The sequence below is a fragment of the Halobacterium sp. NMX12-1 genome (assembly GCF_040435975.1).
GTDB lineage: Archaea > Halobacteriota > Halobacteria > Halobacteriales > Halobacteriaceae > Halobacterium > Halobacterium hubeiense.
The window spans coordinates 1973515-1997116 of sequence record NZ_CP159204.1 but is presented as its reverse complement, the minus strand read 5'-3'; the positions used below and the strand labels follow the sequence as shown (position 1 = coordinate 1997116).

Annotated in this window: 27 protein-coding genes and 1 tRNA gene; 17 read left to right on the top strand and 11 right to left on the bottom strand. The window is 69.3% G+C overall.

The window, feature by feature from the left end:
• Positions 1 to 13 precede the first annotated feature (13 nt).
• Together ABSL23_RS12185 and ABSL23_RS12180 are read left to right on the top strand one after the other, a co-directional pair.
• Positions 14 to 1330 carry a RimK/LysX family protein gene (locus ABSL23_RS12185; RefSeq protein ID WP_353633912.1) on the top strand — a complete coding sequence of 439 codons (1317 nt, stop codon included), beginning with the start codon at positions 14 to 16 and terminating at the stop codon, positions 1328 to 1330.
• A gap of 85 nt (positions 1331 to 1415) precedes the next feature.
• Entirely contained in the window at positions 1416 to 2504 is a 1089-nt protein-coding gene (locus ABSL23_RS12180) for a putative sulfate/molybdate transporter (protein ID WP_353633911.1), read from the top strand.
• Here the strand turns inward: ABSL23_RS12180 and ABSL23_RS12175 are convergent, their stop codons facing one another.
• Together ABSL23_RS12175 and ABSL23_RS12170 are read right to left on the bottom strand one after the other, a co-directional pair.
• Positions 2505 to 3080, bottom strand: coding sequence for a DNA-3-methyladenine glycosylase (locus ABSL23_RS12175; RefSeq protein ID WP_353633910.1), 576 nt, complete (start codon positions 3078 to 3080; stop codon positions 2505 to 2507).
• Between the two features lie 25 nt (positions 3081 to 3105).
• Positions 3106 to 3531: a hypothetical protein gene (locus tag ABSL23_RS12170; protein ID WP_059056917.1), complete on the bottom strand. Its 426-nt coding sequence runs from the start codon at positions 3529 to 3531 to the stop codon at positions 3106 to 3108.
• A 153-nt stretch (positions 3532 to 3684) separates the two neighbouring features.
• Here ABSL23_RS12170 and ABSL23_RS12165 point away from each other — a divergent pair, with 153 nt between their 5' ends.
• The gene (locus ABSL23_RS12165; RefSeq protein WP_353633909.1) at positions 3685 to 5652 is read left to right on the top strand and encodes a 3-hydroxyacyl-CoA dehydrogenase/enoyl-CoA hydratase family protein; all 1968 of its coding nucleotides are present in this window, start codon (positions 3685 to 3687) and stop codon (positions 5650 to 5652) included.
• A 56-nt stretch (positions 5653 to 5708) separates the two neighbouring features.
• Positions 5709 to 5783: transfer RNA gene (locus ABSL23_RS12160), tRNA-Glu, on the top strand.
• Between the two features lie 159 nt (positions 5784 to 5942).
• On the opposite strand, the gene ABSL23_RS12155 is transcribed toward ABSL23_RS12160, so the two are convergent.
• Complete coding sequence (locus ABSL23_RS12155; RefSeq protein ID WP_353633908.1) at positions 5943 to 6566, bottom strand: sensor domain-containing protein; 624 nt, start codon at positions 6564 to 6566, stop codon at positions 5943 to 5945.
• Between the two features lie 107 nt (positions 6567 to 6673).
• On the opposite strand from ABSL23_RS12155, the gene ABSL23_RS12150 reads away from it, so the two are divergent.
• Both ABSL23_RS12150 and ABSL23_RS12145 read left to right on the top strand, forming a co-directional pair.
• Entirely contained in the window at positions 6674 to 7372 is a 699-nt protein-coding gene (locus ABSL23_RS12150) for an HAD family hydrolase (RefSeq protein ID WP_353633907.1), read from the top strand.
• A complete protein-coding gene (locus ABSL23_RS12145) occupies positions 7372 to 7998 on the top strand; it encodes a class II aldolase/adducin family protein (RefSeq protein WP_353633906.1) in 627 nt (208 codons plus the stop codon). Before ABSL23_RS12150 ends, ABSL23_RS12145 begins: the two co-directional genes overlap by 1 nt.
• A gap of 70 nt (positions 7999 to 8068) precedes the next feature.
• Here ABSL23_RS12145 and ABSL23_RS12140 read toward each other — a convergent pair whose 3' ends face one another.
• Entirely contained in the window at positions 8069 to 8269 is a 201-nt protein-coding gene (locus tag ABSL23_RS12140) for a hypothetical protein (RefSeq protein WP_059056912.1), read from the bottom strand.
• A 154-nt stretch (positions 8270 to 8423) separates the two neighbouring features.
• On the opposite strand from ABSL23_RS12140, the gene ABSL23_RS12135 reads away from it, so the two are divergent.
• Positions 8424 to 9242, top strand: a complete 819-nt coding sequence (locus tag ABSL23_RS12135; RefSeq protein WP_353633905.1) for a hypothetical protein — start codon at positions 8424 to 8426, stop codon at positions 9240 to 9242.
• 66 nt (positions 9243 to 9308) lie between these two features.
• Complete coding sequence (locus ABSL23_RS12130) at positions 9309 to 11021, top strand: hypothetical protein (protein ID WP_353633904.1); 1713 nt, start codon at positions 9309 to 9311, stop codon at positions 11019 to 11021.
• On the opposite strand, the gene ABSL23_RS12125 is transcribed toward ABSL23_RS12130, so the two are convergent.
• Both ABSL23_RS12125 and ABSL23_RS12120 read right to left on the bottom strand, forming a co-directional pair.
• Positions 11018 to 11359: a hypothetical protein gene (locus ABSL23_RS12125; protein WP_082687257.1), complete on the bottom strand. Its 342-nt coding sequence runs from the start codon at positions 11357 to 11359 to the stop codon at positions 11018 to 11020. The genes ABSL23_RS12130 and ABSL23_RS12125 overlap by 4 nt on opposite strands.
• Before the next feature lie 157 nt (positions 11360 to 11516).
• Entirely contained in the window at positions 11517 to 11639 is a 123-nt protein-coding gene (locus ABSL23_RS12120; protein WP_256943824.1) for a hypothetical protein, read from the bottom strand.
• Between the two features lie 172 nt (positions 11640 to 11811).
• On the opposite strand from ABSL23_RS12120, the gene ABSL23_RS12115 reads away from it, so the two are divergent.
• Genes ABSL23_RS12115 through ABSL23_RS12105 form a run of 3 tightly spaced genes read left to right on the top strand, consistent with a single transcriptional unit; the run spans position 11812 to position 13493 of the window.
• Positions 11812 to 12189: a putative zinc-binding protein gene (locus ABSL23_RS12115; RefSeq protein WP_353633903.1), complete on the top strand. Its 378-nt coding sequence runs from the start codon at positions 11812 to 11814 to the stop codon at positions 12187 to 12189.
• A 42-nt stretch (positions 12190 to 12231) separates the two neighbouring features.
• Complete coding sequence (locus ABSL23_RS12110; protein ID WP_353633902.1) at positions 12232 to 13233, top strand: hypothetical protein; 1002 nt, start codon at positions 12232 to 12234, stop codon at positions 13231 to 13233.
• The gene (locus ABSL23_RS12105; protein WP_082687195.1) at positions 13230 to 13493 is read left to right on the top strand and encodes a hypothetical protein; all 264 of its coding nucleotides are present in this window, start codon (positions 13230 to 13232) and stop codon (positions 13491 to 13493) included. Before ABSL23_RS12110 ends, ABSL23_RS12105 begins: the two co-directional genes overlap by 4 nt.
• On the opposite strand, the gene ABSL23_RS12100 is transcribed toward ABSL23_RS12105, so the two are convergent.
• Positions 13490 to 14050, bottom strand: a complete 561-nt coding sequence (locus ABSL23_RS12100) for a GNAT family N-acetyltransferase (RefSeq protein WP_353633901.1) — start codon at positions 14048 to 14050, stop codon at positions 13490 to 13492. The two genes, ABSL23_RS12105 and ABSL23_RS12100, sit on opposite strands and share 4 nt — an antisense overlap.
• A gap of 211 nt (positions 14051 to 14261) precedes the next feature.
• On the opposite strand from ABSL23_RS12100, the gene ABSL23_RS12095 reads away from it, so the two are divergent.
• Positions 14262 to 15374, top strand: coding sequence for an alanine--glyoxylate aminotransferase family protein (locus ABSL23_RS12095; protein WP_353633900.1), 1113 nt, complete (start codon positions 14262 to 14264; stop codon positions 15372 to 15374).
• Positions 15375 to 15426: 52 nt separating this feature from the next.
• On the opposite strand, the gene ABSL23_RS12090 is transcribed toward ABSL23_RS12095, so the two are convergent.
• Together ABSL23_RS12090 and ABSL23_RS12085 are read right to left on the bottom strand one after the other, a co-directional pair.
• Positions 15427 to 15594 carry a hypothetical protein gene (locus tag ABSL23_RS12090; RefSeq protein ID WP_353633899.1) on the bottom strand — a complete coding sequence of 56 codons (168 nt, stop codon included), beginning with the start codon at positions 15592 to 15594 and terminating at the stop codon, positions 15427 to 15429.
• Positions 15595 to 15698: 104 nt separating this feature from the next.
• Positions 15699 to 16376, bottom strand: a complete 678-nt coding sequence (locus ABSL23_RS12085) for a bacterio-opsin activator domain-containing protein (protein WP_353633898.1) — start codon at positions 16374 to 16376, stop codon at positions 15699 to 15701.
• A 99-nt stretch (positions 16377 to 16475) separates the two neighbouring features.
• Between ABSL23_RS12085 and acs the strand changes: the two genes are divergently transcribed.
• From acs to ABSL23_RS12060, 5 genes are read left to right on the top strand one after another with little or no spacing between them, the layout of a single operon-like run.
• Positions 16476 to 18464 (top strand): acetate--CoA ligase, encoded by a 1989-nt coding sequence (acs, locus tag ABSL23_RS12080; RefSeq protein WP_353633897.1) that lies wholly within the window; start codon positions 16476 to 16478, stop codon positions 18462 to 18464.
• 60 nt (positions 18465 to 18524) lie between these two features.
• Positions 18525 to 18932 carry a DUF4212 domain-containing protein gene (locus tag ABSL23_RS12075; RefSeq protein ID WP_059056891.1) on the top strand — a complete coding sequence of 136 codons (408 nt, stop codon included), beginning with the start codon at positions 18525 to 18527 and terminating at the stop codon, positions 18930 to 18932.
• Positions 18929 to 20623, top strand: coding sequence for a cation acetate symporter (locus tag ABSL23_RS12070; RefSeq protein ID WP_353633896.1), 1695 nt, complete (start codon positions 18929 to 18931; stop codon positions 20621 to 20623). Before ABSL23_RS12075 ends, ABSL23_RS12070 begins: the two co-directional genes overlap by 4 nt.
• On the top strand, positions 20624 to 21091 hold the full coding sequence (locus tag ABSL23_RS12065) for a universal stress protein (RefSeq protein WP_059056889.1): 468 nt from the start codon (positions 20624 to 20626) through the stop codon (positions 21089 to 21091). It begins immediately after the preceding gene.
• Positions 21088 to 21303: a hypothetical protein gene (locus tag ABSL23_RS12060; protein ID WP_353633895.1), complete on the top strand. Its 216-nt coding sequence runs from the start codon at positions 21088 to 21090 to the stop codon at positions 21301 to 21303. Before ABSL23_RS12065 ends, ABSL23_RS12060 begins: the two co-directional genes overlap by 4 nt.
• Positions 21304 to 21322: 19 nt before the next feature.
• Here the strand turns inward: ABSL23_RS12060 and ABSL23_RS12055 are convergent, their stop codons facing one another.
• On the bottom strand, positions 21323 to 21871 hold the full coding sequence (locus ABSL23_RS12055) for a DoxX family protein (protein ID WP_059056885.1): 549 nt from the start codon (positions 21869 to 21871) through the stop codon (positions 21323 to 21325).
• A 480-nt stretch (positions 21872 to 22351) separates the two neighbouring features.
• Entirely contained in the window at positions 22352 to 23512 is a 1161-nt protein-coding gene (locus ABSL23_RS12050; protein WP_353633894.1) for an acyl-CoA dehydrogenase family protein, read from the bottom strand.
• Positions 23513 to 23602: the final 90 nt, after the last annotated feature.

The window sequence follows — 23602 nt, the reverse complement described above, 5'->3', positions numbered from 1 at the left end:
GTCAGTTCACGGGATGGACGACTCTGTCTCTGTCGGCGTACTCAGCCTCCACAACAGCAAGGAGACGAAGGCGATACTGAACGCGGTGGAAGCGCTCGGCCACTCGGGCGTGTGGCTCCGCGAGGACAACCTCTGCGTGGACATCGCGGACGACGACTCGACGCTCGACCCGTACGTCGACGTCATCGCCAACCGCCTGCTCCTCTCGAAGACCGAACAGCCCGCGGAACTGCTGGGGCTGGCGCTGTCGCTGAGCCAGCTCCGGCCGATGCTGAACCGCCCGCGGAACGTCCTGACGGCGTTCCACAAGTTCGCGACTGCGACCACGCTCGCGAACGGCGACGTCCGACTGCCGGACGCGACGCTCGCGCTGGACGCCGACCGGCTCAACGACGAGAAGGCGAAGTACGGCGACGAGGTCGTCTACAAGACCGCCATCGGCACGCACGGCGGCGGCACGTGGAAAATCGGCGCGGACGAGCGCGTCAACCCCCGGGTGGGCGACCGGTACGCGTTCCTCCAGGAGCTCGTCGAGCGGGACAGCGACCGCCACCGCGACCTCCGCGTGTACGTCGTGGACGGCGACATCGTCGCGACGATGCGGCGGTACGCGCCCGACAACGACTGGCGGACGAACGTCGCGCTCGGCGGCTCCGTCGAGGGCGTCGACGACGTGCCCGAGGAGGCTGCCGAGATGGCGCTGACGGCGGCCGACACCATCGGCCTCGACTACGCCGGCGTCGACCTCGTGGAGGGCACCGACGGCTGGTACCTCCTCGAAGTCAACCCCACGGCCGGGTTCAAGGGGCTGTTCGAGGCGACCGGCGTCAGCCCCGCGCCGTACGTCGCGAAGCTCGCCATCGAGACGGCGGGCGGCGAGGTCGACGACGAGCGGGTCGCCGAGCTCGCTCAGACGCTCGACGACTCCAAGCCCGACTCGGTGGCGACCGAGCCCCGGCCCGCCGCCGAGGAGTCCGCGACCATCGGCTACACCGAGGACGTGCTGGTCTCGGGGACGAGCGGCACCGAGCGCGTCGTCGCGAAGGCCGACACCGGCGCCGCGCGCACCAGCATCGACACCCGCCTCGCCGCCCAAATCGGCGCCGGCCCCATCAAGTCGATGACGAAGGTCCGCTCCGGGAGCGTGAAGTCCGGGAAGTCGCGGCCGGTCGTGGACATCGTCGTCGGCGTCGGCGGCGACCGCCACACCGTCGCCGCGTCGCTGGAGGACCGCGGCCACATGGACTACCCGCTGTTGCTCGGGCGGGACATCCTCCAGGAGTACCAGGTCGACGTCAAGCGCCGCGTCGACGCCCCCGACGAGGAGTAACCGAAAACAATCACTCTCGCCCACCGAGAAAACCGCTTCTGGGCACGCGTCAGACTCTTGCCCGCGGCAACCGTCCCGGTGCACGATGGCATTCTCGGAGCGATTCGCCGCCCGGACGACCGCGGCCGAGATTCCCGGCGACCTCACGGGCGCGGTAGGGGATTCGGTTACGGTCGTCCCCGTCGTCGTCGCGCTCGCTGCGCTCTCGGAGGTGTCGCTGGCGCCCGTGCTCGTCTGGTTCGGCGTCTTCCAAGTCGCGTGGGGCGCGCGGTACGGCGTCCCGGTTTCCGTCGAGCCGATGAAGGCGCTGGCGGCGCTGGTAATCGCGGGGTCGCTGTCCGCCGGCGGGCTCGCGGCCGCCGGCCTGCTCGCGGGCGGGACGTTACTGGTCGCGGGCGCCACCGGACTGCTCGGGCGCGTCAGCCGGTTCGTCGGCCAGCCGGTCGTCCGCGGCGTCCAGCTCGCGGTCGCGCTCGTGCTCTTCGAGACCGCCTTCGACCTCGCCGCGACGGACCTCGCGCTCGCCGGCGCGGCGGTCGCGGTCGCCGCCGTCGTCGCGGTCGTCTCGGTGCGCGCCAGCGCGCTCGCCGTCGTCGCTGTTGGCGCCGCGCTCGCGCTCGCCGAAACCGGGGGCGTCTCCCCCGCGGTGCCCGCGTTCGCGCTCGCGCTCCCGTCGCCCGCCGTCCTCCTCGACGTCGGCACCGTACAGGCCGCTGTCGGACAGCTCGCGATGTCCGTCGGGAACGCCGCCGTCGCGACCGCGCTGTTGCTCGGCGAGTACTTCGACTCGGACGCTACGGCCGACGACCTCGCGACCAGCATGGGCGTGATGAACCTCTTGGCGGTCCCGCTGGGCGCGATTCCGATGTGCCACGGGAGCGGCGGCGTCGCCGGCAAGTACGCGTTCGGCGCGCGCACTGCTGCCGCGAACGTCGTCCTCGGCGCGCTCTACCTGCTCATCGCCGTGTTCGCGGTCGGCGTCGTCTCGGCGTTCCCGGTCGCGATGCTCGGCGTCGTGCTCGCCGCCGTCGCCGCCCAGCTCGCGCACACCAGCCTCGACACCGACCAGTACGCCCTCACGCTCGGCGTCGGCGTCGTCGGCCTCCTCGCGGGCGTCGGCGTCGCGTTCGTCGGCGGCCTGCTCGCCGACCACGCGTACCGCCGGCTCGCGTAGCTACCTCTCGTAGGCGCGCCAGACGTACAGCGACGCGTACGACCGGTACGGTCGCCAGCGCTGTGCGACCTCGCGCATCTCCGCGCGCGTCGTCTCCTCGCCGTACAGCGCCTGCATCCCCTTCCGGATGCCGAGGTCGCCGACCGGGAAGACGTCCTCGCGGCCGATCCCGAACATCAGGAACATCTCCGCGGTCCAGTCGCCGACACCCGTAATCGACGTGAGTTGTGCGCGCACCTCATCGTCGCTCAACTGCTGGAAGGATTCGCGCTCCCAGTCGCGTTCGATGAACGCGTCGGCGACGTTCCGCACGTAGTCGGTCTTCTGACTGGAGAGGCCGGCGTCCCGAAGCACCTCGGGGTCGGCGCCGGCGACGCCTTCGGGCGTCACCTCGACGGCGTCGAAGAGCCGCTCGCGGATGGCCGCGGCGGCGTCCATCGACACCTGCTGGCGGACGATGGAGACGACGAGGCGCTCGAACGGGTCGTCGGCGGGGTCGAGTGTGAGTTCGCCGTGCTCGTCGACGAGCGGCCCCAACTCGGGGTCGTCGCGGAGTACGTCGTGTGGGTCGGTCATATCGTGGGGAAGTCGCTGCGGGAATCTACGCGTTTCGACCCGCGAGCAGGAACCCCGCCAGCGCCGCGACGCCGCTGTACACCGCGGGCGAGAGCCCGTTCACGAGGTAGGGGCCGACGAGCCGAATCCCGAGCGCCTCGCCGAACGGCGCGCCGACGCTCGCCGCGGTGACCAGCGGATAGCTGACGGCGACCGCGACGCCCGCGCCGACGCCGACGAGCGCGGCGTGTCGGGTCGGCGACTCGCGGACGCGCATCCGCCACGCGCCGTACAGCGGGACGCCGGGAATCACGGCCAGCGACACGAGCGTGGAGGCCAACGACTGGAGGAACAGCCGTCCAGTCGAGGTGGTGAACCCGCCAGTGAGCGATTCGAGGGCGACCAGTACGACCAGCGTGTGGACGACGCCGGCGACGAGACCGAGGGCGGCGGCGCGTTGCTGGGTGTTCACGCCGGAGCGGTTTTCGGGACGCCGACAAGTGCGTTGCGTCTCGCCGCCGGCACCCAGACTCAGAGCCGTCAGTTTCCACGCGTGTAAACCCGTGAGACGTTCACACTCGCGGAGAGGGAAAGCTTCAACGGGGCTCCCGGCGGGTGTACTACCATGGACGTTGATGACATCGAGACCATCGCGGTGCTGGGCGCCGGAAACATGGGCCACGGCATCGCGGAAGTGGCGGCGCTGGCGGGCTTCGACGTGAACCTCCGCGACATCAAAGAGGAGTTCGTGCAGAACGGCTACGACCAGATCGAGTGGTCGCTGGGGAAGCTCGCGGAGAACGACCAGATTGGCGACGACGAGGCCGACGCCGCCCTCGACCGCGTCACTCCCATCGTGGACCTGGAGGCGGCCGTCGAGGACGCCGACTTCGTCGTCGAGGCCGTCCCGGAGAAGATGGACATCAAACAGAACGTCTACCGGGAGCTCGAACAGCACGCGCCCGACCACGCGGTGTTCGCGACGAACACCTCCAGCCTATCGATCACGGAGCTGTCGGAGGTCACCGACCGCCCCGAGCGGTTCTGCGGGATGCACTTCTTCAATCCGCCCGTGCGGATGCAGCTCGTGGAGGTCATCGCGGGCGAGCACAGCGACGACGACGTGCTCGACCTCACCGAGAACCTCGCCGAGGAGATGGGGAAGACGCCGGTTCGCGTCCGCAAGGACTCCCCGGGCTTCATCGTCAACCGCGTGCTCGTCCCGCTGCTGAACGAGGCCGCGTGGCTCGTCCACGACGACGTCGCCACCATCGAGGAGGTCGACTCCACGACGAAGTACGACCTCGGCCTGCCGATGGGCGCGTTCGAGCTCGCCGACCAGGTCGGCGTCGACGTCTCCTACGACGTCCTCGACTACATGCAGGGCGTGCTCGGCGAGGCCTACGAGCCGTGCCCGTTGCTCGTCGAGAAGGTAGACGCCGAGGACCTCGGGAAGAAGACCGGCCGCGGCTTCTACGACTACGAGGAAGGTGGTGCCGACGTTCCGACCGACCAGATTCGGGACGACGTCGCCGACCGCCTGCTCGCCGTGATGGCCAACGAGGTCGCGAAGCTCGTCGGCAACGACGTCGCCGACCCCGCGGAAATCGACGAGGCCGTCCAGCTCGGCGCCGGCTACCCCGAGGGCCCCGCGAAGATGGCCGACGACGCCGGCCTCGCGCACCTCCACGAGGCGCTCGAAGCGGCCTACGAGGACACCGGCGCACCGCGCTACGAGCCCGCCGACGAACTCCAGCGGCTCGCGGACGCCGGCGAGGGGTTCTACGGCGCCGAAGCGGAGGACGAAGCGGCGTCCTACGAGAACCTCGTCGTGACCGTCGAGGACAACGTCGCGCACGTGGAACTTGACCGCCCGCACCGCATGAACACCATCAGCGAGGACCTCCTCGACGACCTCGCGAACGCCGTCGACGACCTCGACGGCGACGACGACGTGCGCGCCATCCTCCTCACGGGCGCCGGCGAGAAGGCGTTCTCCGCGGGCGCGGACGTCACCTCGATGGCGGGCAGCGCAGACCCCATCGACGCCGTGGAGCTCTCCCGGAAGGGCCAGCAGACGTTCGGCAAACTCGAAGCCGCCGACGTGCCCGTGGTCGCGGGCATCGACGGCTACTGTCTCGGCGGCGGGATGGAACTGGCGACGTGCGCGGACCTCCGCGTCGCCAGCGAGCGCTCGGAACTCGGCCAGCCCGAGCACAACCTCGGCCTCCTGCCGGGCTGGGGCGGCACCCAGCGCCTCAAGAACATCGTCGGCGAGGGCCGCGCGAAGGAAATCATCTTCACCGCGGACCGCTACGAGGCCGCGGAACTGGAGGACTACGGGTTCATCAACGAGGTCGTCCCGAACGACGAACTCGACGACCGCGCGTGGGAGCTCGCCCGCGACCTCGCCGCCGGCCCGCCCATCGCCCAGAAGTACACGAAGCGCGCGATGCTCGCCGGCCGCGACTCCACGGACGCCGGCCTCGAAGCCGAGGCGCAGGCGTTCGGCCAGCTGATGAACACCCAGGACCTCATGGAGGGCATCGCGGCGTTCACCGGCGACCGCGACCCCGACTTCGAGGGCCACTGACACGGCCACGGCAGAACGACACGTTTAAACAATTCTCCCGGGTACCAACGAGTGTCGCTCGGTTGGTGTAGTCCGGCCAATCATGTTGGCCTTTCGAGCCGACGACCAGGGTTCAAATCCCTGACCGAGCACTTTTCGAACGAAGTGAGAAAAGCGCGCAGCGAAGGGTTCGAACCACTGCAGACCGAGCGGTGCGAGGTTGCGAAGCAACCTTGGAAAGATGAACGGTGGAGCCGTGAGTCAGCGAGGTCTGGCATCGGGTTCAAATCCCTGACCGAGCACGCCTGCCCTCACTCCTCGCTCCCGAGCAACGCAGTTGCGATGTCCCCGGTCTGGTCGGCTGCAGCGACGAGCACGTGGACGGTGGTGAGCGCGAGTAACACGCCGAGCGGGAGCGCGAGCAGTCGCTCGGGGAGAGTGTCGATGGTCCACCCGAGGACGGTGGCGGTGCCGCCGAGCGGGGCGAGGAGGAGCGCGAGCGCGCCGACGCCGGCGAGGAGGACGAACAGCCACGCGAGGAAGCCGACCAGCGACTTCACGACGAGGAAGGCGACGCTGCGCCACGTGGTGTTCGAGCGGACGAGCGCGCCGACGGCCGCGAGCACGCCGTCTTCCGAGAGCGACGGGAGGGCGTCGTGGGGCGGGATGTCGGTGTCGAGGAGCGCGTTCGCGAGGCGGCGCTCCCAGTCGGCGAACACGCGCGCGACCAGCAGCGTCGCCAGCAGGACGGGGACGCCGACGACGAACACGGCGAGCGCGACGCCGAACACGAACCCGAACGTGAGCAGGAGGTAGTAGAGGAAGCCGAGCGGCATCGCGGCGAGCAAGTAGAGCACTCGCCGGTAGGTGCGTCGGTCGCCGAGCACGCCGACGAACGACCGGAGGCGGTCGGCGGGCGTGCGAGTCGCACTCATTGCAGGTGGCTTCCGCCCGTGGACACAAAAAGGCCGCCGCGTTCTCGCTGTCGGCCGGCGGCCCCGCGACCGTGACTGCTAACACGGGTTCGGGCGAACGCGGTGGTATGAGCTACGAGGCGGTGTTCTTCGACCTCGACGACACGCTGTACTCGTATCCGGAGTGCAACGAGGCGGGGAAGGCGGCGGCGTGGGAGGCCGCCAACGACCGGGGGTACGACCTCTCGCGGGCGGCGTTCGACGACCTCTACATGGAGGGGCGCCGCGAGGTGAAACGCGAACTCGCGGGGACGGCGTCGGCCCACGAGCGGTTCCTCTACTTCAAGCGCGCGCTGGAGATTCACACCGGTACGCACCGCTCGCGGGACGCGCTCGCGCTCGGGGACGCGTACTGGGAGACGTACGTCGAGGAGATGGAGCTGTTCGAGGGCGTGCGGGAGACGCTCGCGGAACTGCAGGCGGCGGGCGTGGACGTCGCCATCGTGAGCAACCTCACGACGCGCATCCAGATGGAGAAAATCGACGCGCTGGGCATCGAGGAGCACGTGGACCTCGTGTTGACCTCCGAGGAGACGGGCCGCGAGAAGCCAGCCAGCGACATGTTCACGCTGCCGCTCGCGAAACTCGACCGGCGGCCCAGCGAGACCGTGATGGTGGGCGACGACGTGGAAGCCGACGTGGAGGGCGGGAACGCGGTGGGGCTGACGACGGTGTTGTTCAACGAGACGGCAGACGACGAGACCGGTCACTGCCGGCCCGACCACCAGATTGATGCGTTCGCCGAGGTCTTAGAGGTGGTACTGTAATGCTCGCTCGCGAACGCGTCGCGGTCGTCGACCACGCACCGACGCTGGCGGAACTGACCCCCGGGCGCACGGGGAACCTGAGCGTGCGCCGCGGCGACCGGTTCGCCGCGACGCCGACCGGCGTCCCCTACGACGAGTTCGACCCCGCGGACGTCCCGGTGGTGTCGCTGGACGGCGAGGTCGTCGCCGGCGACATGAAGCCGACCAGCGAGGTGCCGATGCACACCGGCATCTATCGGCGGCTGGACGCGGGCGCCATCGTCCACACGCACTCGACGTGGGCGACGACGCTCGCGGTGCTCGGCGAGGAGCTGCCGCCGATTCACTACATGATTACGGCGGTCGGGCGGAAGGTGCCGGTCGCGGACTACGCGCCGTACGGCACCGACGACCTCGCGGAACTGGTCGTCGAGGAGATGGAGGCCGCGGACTCGAAGGCCTGCATCTTGGCTCATCACGGCCTCGTCGTCACCGGCGACGACCTCGCCTCTGCCGTCGAGAACACGTTCGTCGTGGAGAACCTCTGCCGGGTGTACTTGCAGGCGCGCCAGCACGGGACGCCCGCGGAACTGAGTGAGGACCAGCTAGCGACTGTCGAGGAGAAGTTCCGGTCCTACGGCCAGTGACGGTCACCGACGGGCGAAAGTAGTCGGGCTGGCGGGGCGGCGGCCCCCGCTCGCGTCGCGCACGCCACGGTTACGCGTTGTTCATCCGGGTCTTGCTGGTGGCCCCGCAGGCCTTGCACTCCGCGACCCGGTACGGCTCGCGGGAGAACTCCGCGTTCTGGTCGTCGTCGCTCTCCGTGAGGATGTCGATGGACACCTCGTGTGGCTGTTCGCGACCGCACTCGGCGCACTGTTCGACGATGCCGTCGGATTGGACGTTCTTGCTTGCCATCGGACCAGACCTCATCTCAACAATGCTACCGTACGCCCTTTGGATGTATGCCTAAGTGATTAGGTGGCCGTGGACGTACGTCGTGCGAATGTCCCCCACGAATACCACGCCGCCGACCGAACGCTTACGCCAGCGGAGTCGCTACCGTCACGAGATGCGCGCGTTCCCGTCGCTCCCGACCGTCGCGGACGCCCCGCCCTCGCTGCTGGACGGCCACCTCTGGATTCAGGAGTGGGCGTGTGGCGGCCCGCTCCGCGTGCAGCTCCGCGAGTCGGGCCTCCTCCGCTTCGGGGACGCCGACCGCGTCTTCGACCACGACGACGTGCCCCCGGGCTACCGCCACGCCGTCCGGCACGTCCGCGAGCGCTTCGACCGGGACGCCCTCCGCGCGGCGCTCGACGACGTCGAATCGGCCGTCTTCTACGGCACCGCTACCCGCCAACAGCCCCTTGACTACGACTGGGCGTCGCTCCCGGGGTTCCTCGGCTTCGACGTCTCCCACGCCGGCGACGACCGACTCCTGCCGCCGGACGCGGTAGAGACACTCTACGACCGCCTCGGACTGACGCCGCTGCCCGCCGTCGCGAAAGAGGTCCGGGGTGCGGACTTCGACCCCGAGGACTACGCCGTCCCCGCGTCGTCGTGGCGCGACGGCACCGCGGCGGGCGTGCTCGTCCGGAACAAGACCGGCGACCGCGCGCTCCTCCGCGCCGACTCGCTGACGCCGCCCGAACCGGTGGCGTTCGACGCCGACCCCGCGACCCTCGCCGAGCAGTTCGTCACCGACGAGCGCGTCCGGCGAGCGCGCGAGGCCGCTAGCCCGTCCGGCGGCGCCGACGAAACTGTCGAGCGCGTGCTGGAACTGCTGGCACGCGAGGAGTACGCGCGCCTCTACGGCGACGACGTGCCAATCGACCGCGACGCGTTCGAGTCGGCCGCCGCGGACCGCGCCCGGCGACTGCTGGACGCGTAACTCGGATTGCGGACGTGTGGTGTGGAATCCGTGCCCTGAAGCCGCGCCGGCCCCTACCGCGGCGTAATGACGCGGCGCTTCCGCTGGACCCGCCCCGCTCCGGGCGGCACCGTGACCGTCACGCGCGTCGCCGGCGACCACGAACTCGCCGACGGCGACCCCCAGCGGCGCTACACGCTCTCCGTTCCGGCAGCCTCGGACACCACCGTCCACGCGTCCGATTGCGACACCGCGTGGGAGGACGGAACCCTGTGGGTCACCGTCCCCGACGGCGCCGGCCTCGCGCGAGTCCGCCTCCGCAACGGCGACGCCACCGTGGCCCTCCGGCTCCCCGGCCCGACGTTCGACGACCGACTCACGGCCACAATCGACGGGGACGCGGCGGCCGCCCACGACCTGCTCGCGGGTGCTGACTCCCCGGTCGCGCTCGCGCTCGCCTGTGGACCGTTCCTCGACGTCGAGGGGTTCGTCGCGCTCGTGGACACACTCGCCACTGCGAGTGAGGGAGCGTCCGACGACCTCCACGCGACCCGCTACGACCTCGTGCGCATCGCCGCGACGACCACAGCCGGCCCGCCGGTCGGGACGGCCGACGAGTTCGAGGCGCTGGTCGAGGGACTGGACGGGGTGGACGCCGTCGGCGACGTGGACGTGTTGGACGCGCTCGCGGACACCACGTTCGTCGCCCACGACACGCCCGCCGAGACGAAGCGGTTCCTCGCGGACCTCGGCTACGAACTGCCGCTGCTCGCCGAGCGCGGCGACGGCCGCTTCCTCGCGCACTACCTCGCGCAGGTCGCGCGCACCGCCGGCGTCCGCGACGCGAAACAAGCCGCCGCACGCCGCGGCGCCAACACCGACCACGCCGACTTCGCGGACGCGAAGGCAGCCGCCGAGCGCGCCGACTACTGGGACCGCGGCGCGGCGTGGCGCGACGCCGTCCTCCCAGCCGCCAGCGAGTCGTTCCCGACGTTCGCGTACGTGCTGGCGAACGCGCTCTACTGGACGGGCGAGGTCGGCCGCTCGGACTCCCGCGCGGACGAACTCCTCCACGAGGGCGCCGCCGCGGCCGCCCGCACCATCGACCTGGAGTGGGTCGCGGGCCACGCCGACTACGAGCGCGCCCGCGCGGCCGCCCACCGCCACCGGAGCAAGCGCAACCACGCGCTCGCGCTCGAACACTTCGAGACGGCCCGCGGGGTCGCCGAGTCACACTCGTTCCTCGACCCGTGGGAGCCGACGTACAGCCACGCCGTCGTGCGGTCGAATATGCTGTCGACGACCGGCGACCACGAGCGCGCGGTCGAAGTCCTCGACGACGCGCTCGCCGACCTCCGCGAGCAGGGCGTGCCCGACGACCGGTTCGCGGAGATGCGCGACCACCTCGAAGGCCAGCGCCACGAGCGCCGCGCCATCGTCGCCGACGACGACGGCGACCGCCTCGCGCACCTCGAAGCCGCGCTCGACCACTACGAGGCCGTGGGGTTCGAGCGCTCGGTCGCCCGCATCGAGACGAAACTCGACGACGCCGAGGCCGCGGGCGAGGATACCGGCGGGGAGAGCCGCGAGGGGGGCGCGCGCCCCCAGCCCGTGCTTCGGCCGGACCCGGACGCGGGGCCGAGCCTCGACGACATCCCGACGCTCCACGACTCGCTGACGGAGACGGACCCGGGCGCGGTCGGGAGCGCGGACCCCGGCGTCCTCCCGGACGAACGCGAGGACGCGCTCGCCGACGACCCCGGTGTGCCGGGCCGGGACAGCGAACCGCACTACCGTTAGCCGTGCTCCAGTACGGGCGTCTCCGCGCCGCCCTGTGCGCGGTCGAGGCGGACGCGCTCGACCGCATCGACGCCGAAGCCGTCTGCTAACGCGGCTCGCGCCGCGGCTTCGCTGTCCTCGTCCGCGGGCGTCTCCACGGCGACGGTGACCGTCGCGTCGATCTGGAGGTCGTTCAGGCGCGGCCGGAGGTCGGTGACGTCTACCGCTTCGACGCCGGTGACGGCATCGACACCTTCGACGACGCTCGCGGCGCCGCACTCCAGGTCGCCGGCGGTGTCGCGCGGTACGTGCATCGTGAGGTCCGCGACGAGGCGGACCTGCTGGCTGGCAGTTGCCATAGGCTCCCGCCGAGAGTCGAACTCGGCGCCGGCGAGGCCGGCGTCCACGGGCTGTCGGGAGCGACAGCCCGCGCTCACCACTCGACCCGCGGAGAAGACGCAGTCCCGTCGCAGTCGGGCACAGCAGCCGCGTCCTCCCCGGGGGTTCGGTGCCGCTTCACGCGGCGAGGGTGGACGCGGACTGCGCGTTCGGGCGGTAGCCGGCGACCACGAACCCCACGGAGACCCAGGACGGCCCGCTACTCGAGCGGGCGTCCGGTGCGTGGAGTGTGGTCATCATCGGTGTGTCACCCGGTGTGGACTCGGCCGCTCCGAGCCGCTGTCGATTCGTCAATTTTGCGCCGGTACAATAAGTTTTGTCTCGGTGTGTCTCGCCGTCTCACACCCAGACGTGGTGGAGGCGAACAATTTCGGGGGACGGCTTTCGGGGCGGAACCGCGAACGGGGGCGTGATGACCGACTACGACGACCTCCCGCTGGTGTACTCGTGTTCGGGCTGTTCGAGCGCCGCGCAGATGGCCAACGACCTCGCAGTCAGGCTCGACCGCGAAGAGCACGCCGAGATGTCCTGCATCGCGGGCGTCGGCGGCGACGTCGCGCCGCTCGTGAACACCGCGACCTCCGGCCGGCCGATGCTCGTCGTCGACGGCTGTCCGCTGGAGTGCGCGCGCAAGAGCCTCGAACAGCACGACGTCACGCCGGACCGCCACGTCAACCTCGCCGAGCGCGGCGTCCCCAAGGAGTACCACACCGACTACGACGACGAGCAGGCCGAGGACCTCTACGACGACCTCGTGCAGGCAGTCGAAGGGCTCGCGCCGACCGCGTAACCACCACAAAGCCCTTGCCGGCGTTGGGTGAAACTGTCAGCTATGCGTCGGGAGCGAGTGTTGGCCGTCGGCATCGCCGTGTTACTCGTCGCCGCCACAGCGGCGATGGTCGCCGTCCCCGGCGTGTTCGCCGACGGCGAACCCGAGGACGCGCGCCCCGGCTACGCCGACGTGCAGGAAGTGACGATTGCCACCAACGGCGTCTCCGGCGGCACGGTCACACTCGGGGTGACGTCGTACCTCCAGCACCGCGGCGGCACCTCCGAGAACGTCACCGTCCTCGTGCGCGCGGTCGACCTCGACTCCGGGCTCGTCGAAGCCACCCGGGAGGTCGGCGTCGAGGAAATCTCCGGCGACCGGGAGGTCCCCGTCGAGGTGAACGTCTCGGTCGCCCGCGAGGGCGGCTACCGCATCGAGACGGTGCTGTACAGCGACGACCAGCGGGTCGGCACGGTCTCGAAGACGGTCCGCGGCGTCGGCACCGTGCAGGCGGGCGGCCGCGCGGCGTTCCACGACTTCGCCGCCGGGCTCCCGTCGATTCAGTACGCGGTCGCCGACGCCGGCCCGAACCGGACGGCGCTGGACGTCTCGACGTACCTCACGAACAGCGGCGCCGAGCCGACCGGACCGGTCACGGTCGAACTCATCGTGCGGCAGGCCGAGTCGAACATCGTCGCCGCACGCACGACAATTTCGGTCTCGGAACTCGCGCCCGGTGAGACCGTCGCCCCGAACGCGACGGTCACGGTGCCGGCCGGCTACAACTACTACCTCGACGCGGTCCTGCGCCGGGGCGGCGTCGTCGTGGACGCGGCGCGCAGCGCGGCGAACCTCGACCCGCAGGAACGCATCGAGGCCAACACGACCGTCCGCGACGTCGGCCTCCGCGTCGAGGACTTCGAGCGCACGGGCGGACGGGACCAGCAACAGCCGACGGCCGACGGCGGGGCGACGAGCGGCGGTGGCATCCCCGGGTTCGGGCCCGTGCTCGCGGTCGTCGCGCTCGCAATCGGCGCAGCCATCGCTTCGAGGACACGCTCATGACCGACGAACCTGACTCCGCGCCGACCGACGAACCGGCCACCGACGGACGCGACGTCCGCGACCTCCTGCTCCGGGGAGCGCTGCTCGTGTTGAGCGTGCTCGCGGTCGTCGCGCTCTTCCAGTTCTACACGAGCGCGAACGCCGCAATCGGCGAGTGGATCGGCCCCGAGTTCCGCTCGCTGTTCCGCGCGGCGTTCAACCTGCTCGTCCTGCTGGCGACCGGCATCGGCATCTCGCTGGTCGTCCGCGAGCTCGCCTAGAGCTCGATTTCCATCTCGCGCTCCGCGCCGCCGCCGACGGCCTCGAACCCGACCGACCGGTAGAGGTTCAGCGCGACGCGGTTCGTGCGGTCGACGGTCAGCCAGACGCGCTCGACGCCGTGCGCGCGCCCGTAGCCCAGCAATGTCCGCAGCAGCCGCGAGCCGATGCCGGCGAGCTGGTAGCCGGGCGCGACGAAGATGGCGAGTTCGGCGGCCGACCCCTCGATGGGGACGAGCGTCGCGTGCCCGACCGGCCGCCCCTCGTGGTAGGCGGCGACGTCCCAGCCCTCCGCGAGCAGCGTCTCCAGCCAGTCGTGGCGTCGTCGCTCGTCGGCGGGCGGGATGCGCTGTGCGCGGCTCTCCGGCCCGAAGTCGTCGTACATCGCGGCCAAGACGTCGAAGTCGCTGGCGCCGACGGAGTGAATCGAGACGCGGCGGTCCTCGTCGTCGCGGAACTCCACCGGCGGCACGGGGAACCGGTCGTCGGACTGCGGCGGGTGCTCGGTGCCGATGCTACCGGTGGGGGCGTCGGCCGTCTGCGTCGTGTTGGGTGGCATAGTGGGGTGTCCGTGGTGGGTCCGGGGTGGTCTCGCGTGGTTCGTCCTCACTTCCCCCTACGGCGGGCTCCCTCGGAAAACGGGCGTACGATTCCAGCCTTCTGGGAAACGCGGGACTGCGGTGGCTCGCGGGGCGACCGCCGGCCAGTACCGACTCTATCAAAACACACATCCCGCGTTGCTGTGAAGGAGTCGCTGTTCAGCCGCTCCCATGACCGAAAAACGCGAGTACACCGGCGACTACGACGACAAGACGCTGTACATCCCGGGGCCGACGGAAGTCCGCGACGACGTGCTGGAGGCGATGTGCGAGCCGATGTTCGGCCACCGCATGGACCGGATGACCGACCTCTACACGACCATCGTCGAGGACACGAAGACGTTCCTCGACACCGACAACGACGTCGTCATCCTCACCGCCTCCGGGACGGAGTTCTGGGAGGCCTCGACGCTGAACCTCGTCGACGAGAACATCCTCGTGCCGACCTGCGGGAGCTTCAGCGAGCGCCACGCGAACGTCGCCGAGCGGCTCGGGAAGGACGTCGACCGCCTCGAGTACGACTGGGGGGAGGCGGTCAAGCCCGGCGACATTCGGGACGCCTTGGAGTCCAGCGACAAGCACTACGACGTCGTCGCCACCGTGATGAACGAGAGTTCCACGGGCGTCCGCAACCCCATCGAGGAAATCGGCGACGTCGTCGCCGACTACCCGGACACGTACTTCGTCGTGGACGCCGTCTCCGCGCTGGGCGGCGACTACGTGGACATCGACGAACACAACATCGACGTCATCTTCGCGTCCACGCAGAAGGCGTTCGCGATGCCGCCGGGACTCGCGGTCTGCGTGGTCAGCGACGACGCCTACGACCGCGAGCTGGAGAAAGACGAGGCGTCGTGGTACGGCGGCTTCCAGCGCTCGCTGGACTACTACGACCGGAAGGGACAGACCCACTCCACGCCCGCGATTCCCGTCATGCTCGCGTACCGCAAGCAGATGAAGCACATGCTCGACGAGGGCCACCGCGCACGCGACCAGCGCCACCGGGAGATGGCCGAGTACACCCGCGAGTGGGCCTACGAGCACTTCGATGTCTTCCCCGAGGAGGGCTACGAGTCCCAGACGGTGAGCTGCATCGAGAACACCCAGAACCTCGACGTCGCGGCGGTCATCGAGGAGGTCTCCGCGGAGTACGACATGGCGTTCTCGAACGGCTACGGCTCGACGCTCGGCGGGGAGACGTTCCGCATCGGCCACATGGGCGAGCACACCGTCGAGAGCATCGAGGCGCTGACCGACGCCATCGAGGACGTCGCCGGCCTCTAGGCTGGTCTCGTTCTCGGGAGCCGCTAAAAGAGCGCTCCCAGCTGGGAGCCGTTCAGTCCGCGTCGATAGGCTCGAACTCGTCGTTCCCGCAGTCGCAGGTGCCGTCCGTGCCGATGGGGCGGAAGCCGTCGCCGGCCCGCTGTGCGGGGTACGTGCTGTTGCAGTCCGTACAACCTACGATGACGTCGGGTGACCCGCCGGTGTCGCTGTCGTCGTCCATCGTCGCGTACCCGAACGCAGTCGGCTCCCACCGATGAGCGCTCGCCTAGTATATACAACCCACTCAAGTACCGTCGGCCGTCGCGCGTCCCTGATTTGGCGCGGTCACGAGTTCGTCGTCGGTTCGCCCTCGGTCGGTTCCGGCGCGTCGAAGACGTCGCCGACGAGGTTGCCGTGGCCGCGCCGCAGGCGCTTCGAGAGCGCCTGCTGGCTGATGCCGAGGTCGTCGGCGACCTCCGCCATCGTCGCCGCCGGCGGGACCTCGTAGAACCCCGCGTCGCGGGCGGCGACCAGCGCCTCGCGTTGCTTCTCGGTGACGCCGAAGCGGTCGGGCGCGCCCGCCTCCTCCGACCGATAGACGCGCTGGACGCCGTAATCGACGTCGTGGCGCTCACAGTACGTCGAGAACGACGGGAGCTGGCCGGGGTCCTCGAACCGGATGTGGAGCTCCCAGTTGCCCCGCTGGCCGGTCGCGGAGACGAGCGTGCCGCCCGTCTCGACGACCGCGTTCGCCACCGACTCGACGCCGACCGGCCACTCGGCGCGGTACAGCGCCTCCGACTCGTGGGTGTCCAGCCGCGTCGCCTCGTCGACGGTCGGGTCGTCGCCGAGCGCCGCCTCGAAGGCGTCGAGGTCGCCGTGCACCCAGAAGTACGGCGTGAGTCGGCCGTCCGGGTGCGCGACGACGCGCTCGATCTCCACGACTGTCTCGGGGGCGGCGGCGAGGGTCTCGGCCATCGCGACGGAGCGAGCCGGCACCGTGACTTCCGCGACGATGCTCATACGCGCCCTGCGGCCGCCGGCGTGGTAAGTGTACAGGCCGCTCCCGCGGGCTTGCTGCAGGGCGAACGTTTATTCGCGCTAGGCCGTAGGTTCCAACCGATGCCGGGCGACGAGTCGTGGCACCACGCGGTCACCGGTGACGCCATCGAGCCGCCGGCGTCGTTCGCCGAGCAGGCGAACGTCACCGACCCCGACCTCCGCGAGCAGTTCGCGCGGGAGTGGCCCGACTGCTGGTCGCGTGCCGCCGACCTCCTCGACTGGAGCGACGACTACGACGCCGTCCTCGGCGGGGACGGCCCGCCGTTCCGGTGGTTCGACGGCGGGACGCTGAACGCGAGCTACAACTGCGTGGACCGCCACCTCGACGAGCGCAAGAACCAGGTGGCGTTGACGTGGGAGGGGCGGCTCGGCGAGTTCCGGTCGTACTCGTATCTGGACCTCTACCGGGAGGTCAACGAGTTCGCCGCGGCGCTCCGGGAGTTGGGCGTCGAGGAGGAGGACGTCGTCACCCTCTACATGCCCGTCGTCCCCGAACTACCCATCGCGATGCTGGCGTGCGCGCGCATCGGCGCACCGCACTCCGTCGTGTTCGCGGGGTTCTCCGCGGACGCGCTCGCGATGCGCATGGACGACGCCGACTCCGAATATCTGGTCACCTGCGACGGCTACTACCGCCGCGGCGCGCCCGTCCACCAGAAGAACAAGGCCGACAACGCCGCCATCGCACTCGACGACGGCATCGAGGCGACCGTCGTCGTGGACCGCCTCGGCGTCCGCGACGGGGGCGAGTCGTCCGACGCGGCCGACGACGCGCCGCTGGCCGCCGACGAGTACGACTACGACGACCTCGTCACCGCCCACCGCGGCGAGACCGTCGAGCCCGTGCCGCGGGACGCGACCGACCAGCTGTTCCTCATCTACACGTCCGGCACCACGGGCGAACCCACCGGCGTCCGCCACACGACGGGGGGCTACCTCGCGCACGCGGCGTGGACGAGCCACGCCGTGCTGGACATCCGCCCGGAGGACACGCACTGGTGCTCGGCGGACATCGGCTGGATTACCGGCCACTCCTACACCGTCTACGGCCCGCTCGCGCTCGGCTCGACGACGATGCTCTACGAGGGGACGCCCGACCACCCCGAGAAGGACCGCGTCTGGGAGCTCATCGAGCGCAACGCGGTGGACGTCTTCTACACCGCGCCGACCGCGATTCGCGCGTTCATGAAGTGGGGGGAAGAACACCCCGCGAGCCACGACCTCTCCAGCCTGCGCCTGCTGGGGACGGTCGGTGAACCCATCAATCCGCGCGCGTGGAAGTGGTACCACGAGCACATCGGGAACGGCGAGTGCCCCGTCGTGGACACGTGGTGGCAGACCGAGACCGGCGGCATGATGGTCACTACGCTCCCGGGCGTCGACGACATGAAGCCGGGCTCTGCGGGCCGCCCGCTCCCGGGCATCGACGCGAAGGTCGTGGACGGCGACGGCGAGCCCGTGGAACCGGGCGAGACCGGCTACCTCGTCGTCACGAGCCCGTGGCCGGGGATGCCGCTGTCGATGGTCGAGGACGACGGCTGGTTCGCCGAGCAGCGCCCCCTCTACCCGGACCTCTCCGAGTACGACTGGGCGTACTTCACGGAGGACGGCGCGACCGTGGACGAGGACGGCTACGTCACGCTGCTGGGGCGCGTGGACGACGTCATCAACGTCTCCGGCCACCGCCTCGGTACGATGGAAATCGAGTCCGCCATCGTCGGCGTCGAGGGCGTCGCGGAAGCCGCCGTCGTCGGCGGCGACCACGAGCTGAAAGGCGAAGCCGTCTACGCGTACGTCATCACCGAGGACGGCTACGACGGAGACGAGGACCTCCGCGAGCGCATCATTGCCGGTGTCGAGGACGCCATCGGCCCCATCGCGCGCCCGGAGGAAGTCGTGTTCACGACCGAGCTCCCGAAGACGCGCTCGGGGAAGATCATGCGCCGCCTCCTCGAAGACATCGCCAACGGCGAGACCCTCGGCAACACCTCCACGCTGCGGAACCCGGAGGTCGTCGAGGACATCCAATCGAAGGTCTCGAACGACTAACCACGCCACGCTCCGATTTTTCACAGCCACACCACGGAACGACACCACAGACCACTAACTATGACAGACAACGACACCCACGATTCGACGGACGAACCGCCCGCCGAACCTGACGGCGGCGCCGTCGCCGGCGCCGCGCAAGCCGGGGACAGCACCGACTACCTCACCTCGGAGGTGAACCTGCTGCGGCCGAGCACGCCGTTCATGCGGGACCACCTCCGCATCATCTGGACGGGGTTCGCCATCTGGGCGGTCGTCGTCTTCGGTCCGGTGACGCTGACCGCGGTCGCCCCGGACGTGATGACGACGACGATGCCCGTCATCGGCTTCCCGCTGCACTACTTCCTCGTCTCCATCGGCGCGCCCGGCGGCGCGCTGATTCTGGCGTTCTGGTACGCGCGAAAGCGCGACGCCCTGGACGACAAGTACGGCATCGACCACGCGACTGACGGAGGGGTCTCGGAATGAGCGCCCTGCTCCCGTACGTGAACAGCGCCGTCGCCCAGTCCGGCCTCCTCCCGGAGGGGCTGAACGTCTCGTTCAAGGCGCTGCCCGCCGTGCTCGTGACGGCGATGCTGCTGTTGTTCCTCGTCATCGGCTTCGTGTTCAAGGTCGCCGACACCGAGGGCATGTGGGTCGCCGGGCGCTCCATCGGGAACGTCGAGAACGGCATGGCCATCGGCGCGAACTGGATGTCCGCCGCGTCGTACCTCGGCATGGCCGCGCTCATCGCCACCTCCGGCTTCTACGGGCTGGCGTTCATCGTCGGCTGGTCGACCGGCTACTTCGTGCTGCTAATCTTCATGGCCGCGCAGATGCGGCGGTTCGGGAAGTACACGGCGCCCGACTTCGTCGGCGACCGATTCAACTCCGACACCGCCCGCGCCATCGCCGCGCTCACTACCTTCCTCATCGCGTTCGTGTACGCCATCGGACAGGCCCGCGGCATGGGGCTGGTCGGCCTCTACATCTTCGGCGACATCGGCATCCTCGGGCTCACCGGCTACCAGTCGATGGTCGTGCTGATGATGACCATCACGGTCGGCTACCTGACGCTGTCGGGGATGCTCGGCGCGACGAAGAACATGGCCGTCCAGTACGTCATCCTCATCGTCGCGTTCCTCGCGGGCCTGTACGTCGTCGGGTTCGCGAACGGCTACTCGACGATTCTCCCGCAGGTCGAGTACGGCGCGCTGTTCGCGGAACTCGGCAGGGAGTTCAGCGAGCCGTTCGTCAACGAGAGCTACTACCTCTGGATCGCCACCGCGTTCTCGCTCGTCGTGGGGACGTGTGGCCTGCCGCACGTGCTCGTGCGGTTCTACACCGTCGAGAGCGAGCGCACCGCGCGCTGGTCGACGGTCTGGGGGCTGGGCTTCATCCTCCTGCTGTACCTCGCGTCGCCCGCGTTCGCGGCGTTCGGCACCGACCTCTACGCGAACAACATCGGTCCCGTCTACGGCGACCCCGGCATGACGACCGCGGCGGGCGACGTCATCGTCGTGCTCGCCGCACAGCTGTCGAACCTCCCGACGTGGTTCGTCGGCCTCGTCGCCGCGGGCGGCATCGCGGCCGCCATCGCGACCACCGCCGGCCTGTTCATCACCGGGTCGTCGGCCATCTCCCACGACATCTACAAGAACCTCATCAACGAGGACGCGACCCAGCGCCAGCAGGTGCTGGTCGGCCGGCTGAGCATCGTCGCGCTCGGCGTCATCACGACGCTGGCCGCGCTCGACCCCGCCGCGCCTATCGCGGCGCTCGTGTCGTACGCGTTCTCGCTGGCCGGCGCCGTGCTGTTCCCGATGTTCTTCCTCGGGCTCTGGTGGGAGAACACGAACCGTCAGGGCGCACTCGCCGGCATGACCACCGGCCTCGTCATCTGGATCGTGCCGATGATAAACGAGGTCGGGCCGAACTACGGCCTGCTCAGCGGCGCCGCGGGCGCGGACGGCATCGTCTCCGCGACGCTCGCGCAGTGGCTGCCCGCCATCGGCTCCGCGCTCGTCGCGGTCCCGGTCGTGTTCGCGGTGACCATCGTCGTCTCGATGGTGACCGCCGAGCCCGACCTCGAAACGAAGCAGCTCGTCCGGCAGTGCCACAGCCCCGAGCCGATGAGCCAACAGGAGAGCGCAGAAGACGTCGTGAGCTCTGACGACTAAATGTACGACAACATCCTCGTTCCGACCGACGGCAGCGAAACGTCGCGCGCGGCGGTCGACCAGGCGGTCGACCTCGCGGCGAAGTACGACGCCACCGTCCACGCGTTGTTCGTCTTCGACGTCGACGCGACGAACCTCGCGCTGGGCACCGAACAGGTCGAACGCATCCGTCGCGGGAAACTCGACGAGATGCCCGAAGTGAAAGCCGAAGCCGACGACGCCACCGGCTACGTCGCCGAGGTCGCCGCCGAACACGGCGTCTCCGTCGAGGAGCACGTCACCGCCGGCGAGCCCGCACGCGCCATCCGGAAGTTCGTCGAGGACAACGACATCGACCTCGTCGTGATGGGGAGCCACGGCCGCTCCGGGCTCTCCCGGGTCGTGCTCGGCAGTGTCGCCGAGAAGGTCCTCCGGCGCACCCGGCTGCCGGTGTTGGTCGTCGACGCCCACGGGGAAGACGAATCGTGAGCCTGCTCGACGCTGTCCGCGACCACGTCGTCGAACACCACGACGGGATGCTGTTCGACCTCGCGTTCGCGTTCGCGTGGGTCATCGTCGTCACGCTGCTGTTCGAGGCGCTCGGCGCGCCACAGCTGGTGTACTACGGCGCGCTCGCGAGCGGCGTCGTCGCCTACTACGGGTTCGTCTTCTCGCTGCAGCACGCAAAAGAGTCGCAGTAGCGGTCTCGAACCGCTCTTTCTAGCCGAGGAAGTACCGCGTCCACGGGTAGCGCTCGACGAGCGCCTCGCCGCCGACGTCGTACTGCTCGATGTACGAGTCCAGCCCGAGGATGCGGCCGGCGCCGAACGCCGCCACGGAGAGGAACACGAGCATGTACGCGAAGTCGCCGTTGATGTAGCCGTGGCTGACCTCCCAGTTCCCGAGGTAGAACAGCAGCATCATGAACGCGCCCCAGAACGCCGCGAGGCGCGTGAGACAGCCGACGAGCAGGCCGAGGCCGATGAGGACCTCGCCCCACGGGACGGCGACGTTCACGAAGTCGACGAACCACGCGGTCTCGCCCATCGTGACGAACAGCTCTGAGGCCGGGCTGGCTGGCGTGACGTTCACGAGGTAGCCGGCGGCGCTGAAACTACCGGACAGTACCTTGTCGGCGCCGCTCCAGAGGAACGCGACGCCCATCATCAGGCGCAACGCGAGGATGAACCAGACGCTCAGCGAGTGGAGTTTCCCGACTGCGGTGAAGCCGGCGACGGTGCTTTCGAGGCGGTGTTCTTGGGTGGACATACCTACTGACCGCCACACTACCCACCCTCATTAAAACGATGGCTGGTTCTCGGGGGTATAGAAGTTCTCACGCCGAGATTGGGGTTGCGAGGGAGCAAGGGACCCGTTCGCGTCTGTCCGTTCACGGAACACGACCACACAGCACGAATTAACATTCTACTTTACTACCTATCTAAATGGTAGTTATTCGGCGTGCAGAGCAGACTCGCTCGTCTCACGCCACTTCGCTACCGCTATCAGCTATCGGTCCCCGTCGCCAATGCACCTGCTCACTTCCACGCTCCCGAAAATAGAAATGGCGTGTAGAGGGTATTTATTAGTGCAATAGCTTTCTCAGGTACCTATTGTACAATTCGCGCGGCTGAACTGTTGCGGCCAAATCTGTGGCTGTCGGTCTCGTCGGGCGCGATGAACTCCCGGAAACGCGTCGCTTTCTATATATAGAATAAAATATAGTAACGGAGAAACACCAGAATTACGTCATTCGTACGCGGGGATGCCCGTGAGGTCTTCGCCGAGAATCAGCGTGTGGATGTCGTGCGTGCCCTCGTACGTGTAGACGGTCTCCATGTTGGTCAGGTGGCGCATCGGCGAGTAGTCGGTGGTGATGCCGTTGCCGCCGAGCATCTCTCGGGCGACCCGGGACTGCTCGCGGGCCATCCGGACGTTGTTGCGCTTGGCCATCGAGACGTGCTGGGGGCGCATCTCGCCGCGCTCCTTGAGGTCCGCGAGGCGGTGCGCGAGCAGCTGTGCGAGCGTAATCTGGGTCGCCATCTCCGCGAGCTTCTCCTGCTGGAGCTGGAAGCCGCCGATTGGCTTCCCGAACTGCTCGCGCTCGGTGGCGTACTCGCGGGCGGTCTCGAAGCAGTCCCGGGCCGCCCCCACCGCCCCCCACGCGATGCCGAACCGCGCCTGCGTGAGACACGACAGCGGCCCCTTCATCCCCTCCACGCCCGGGAGCCGGTTCTCCTTCGGGATTCGGACGTTCTGGAGGCTGATTTCGCCCGTGACGGACGCGCGGAGGCTGAGCTTGTCGTCTATCTCGTTCGTCGTGACGCCGTCCCGGTCGGTCTCCACGAGGAACCCCCGGACGGGGTCGCCGTCTTCGCTGTGGTCTTTCGCCCAGACGACCGCGACGTCCGCAATCGGGGAGTTCGTAATCCACGTCTTCGAGCCGTTCAAGACGTACTCGTCCCCCTCGCGCTCCGCGCGCGTCTCCATCGCGGAGGGGTTCGAGCCGTGCTCGGGCTCAGTGAGGCCGAAGCAGCCGACGGCCTCGCCCGTGCCGAGTTTCGGCAGCCACTCCTCCTTCTGCTCGTCGCTGCCGAACGCGTGAATCGGGTACATCACGAGCGCGCCCTGCACGCTCGCCATCGAGCGCAGTCCCGAGTCGCAGGCCTCCAGCTCCTGCATCAGCAGGCCGTACGCCTTCTCGCTGACGTTCGGCAGGCCGTAGCCGTCGAGGTTCGGCGCGTAGAACCCCATCTCGCCCATCTTCGGGATGAGCTCTGTCGGGAAGGTGCCGTCGATCCAGTGCTGGCCGACGTCCTCGACTTCGCCGTCGACGAACTCGCGCGCCGACGCCACGAGCAGTCGCTCCTCCTCGCCGAGGTCCGCTTCCAGGCCGAAGTAGTCCAGCATACGCCGGGGTACCGACTCCACCGACAAATAACCCCCCACTGGGACGCCGGCCCTCCCGGGTCGGTGCTTGCCTGTAGGAAAACGCTTTCC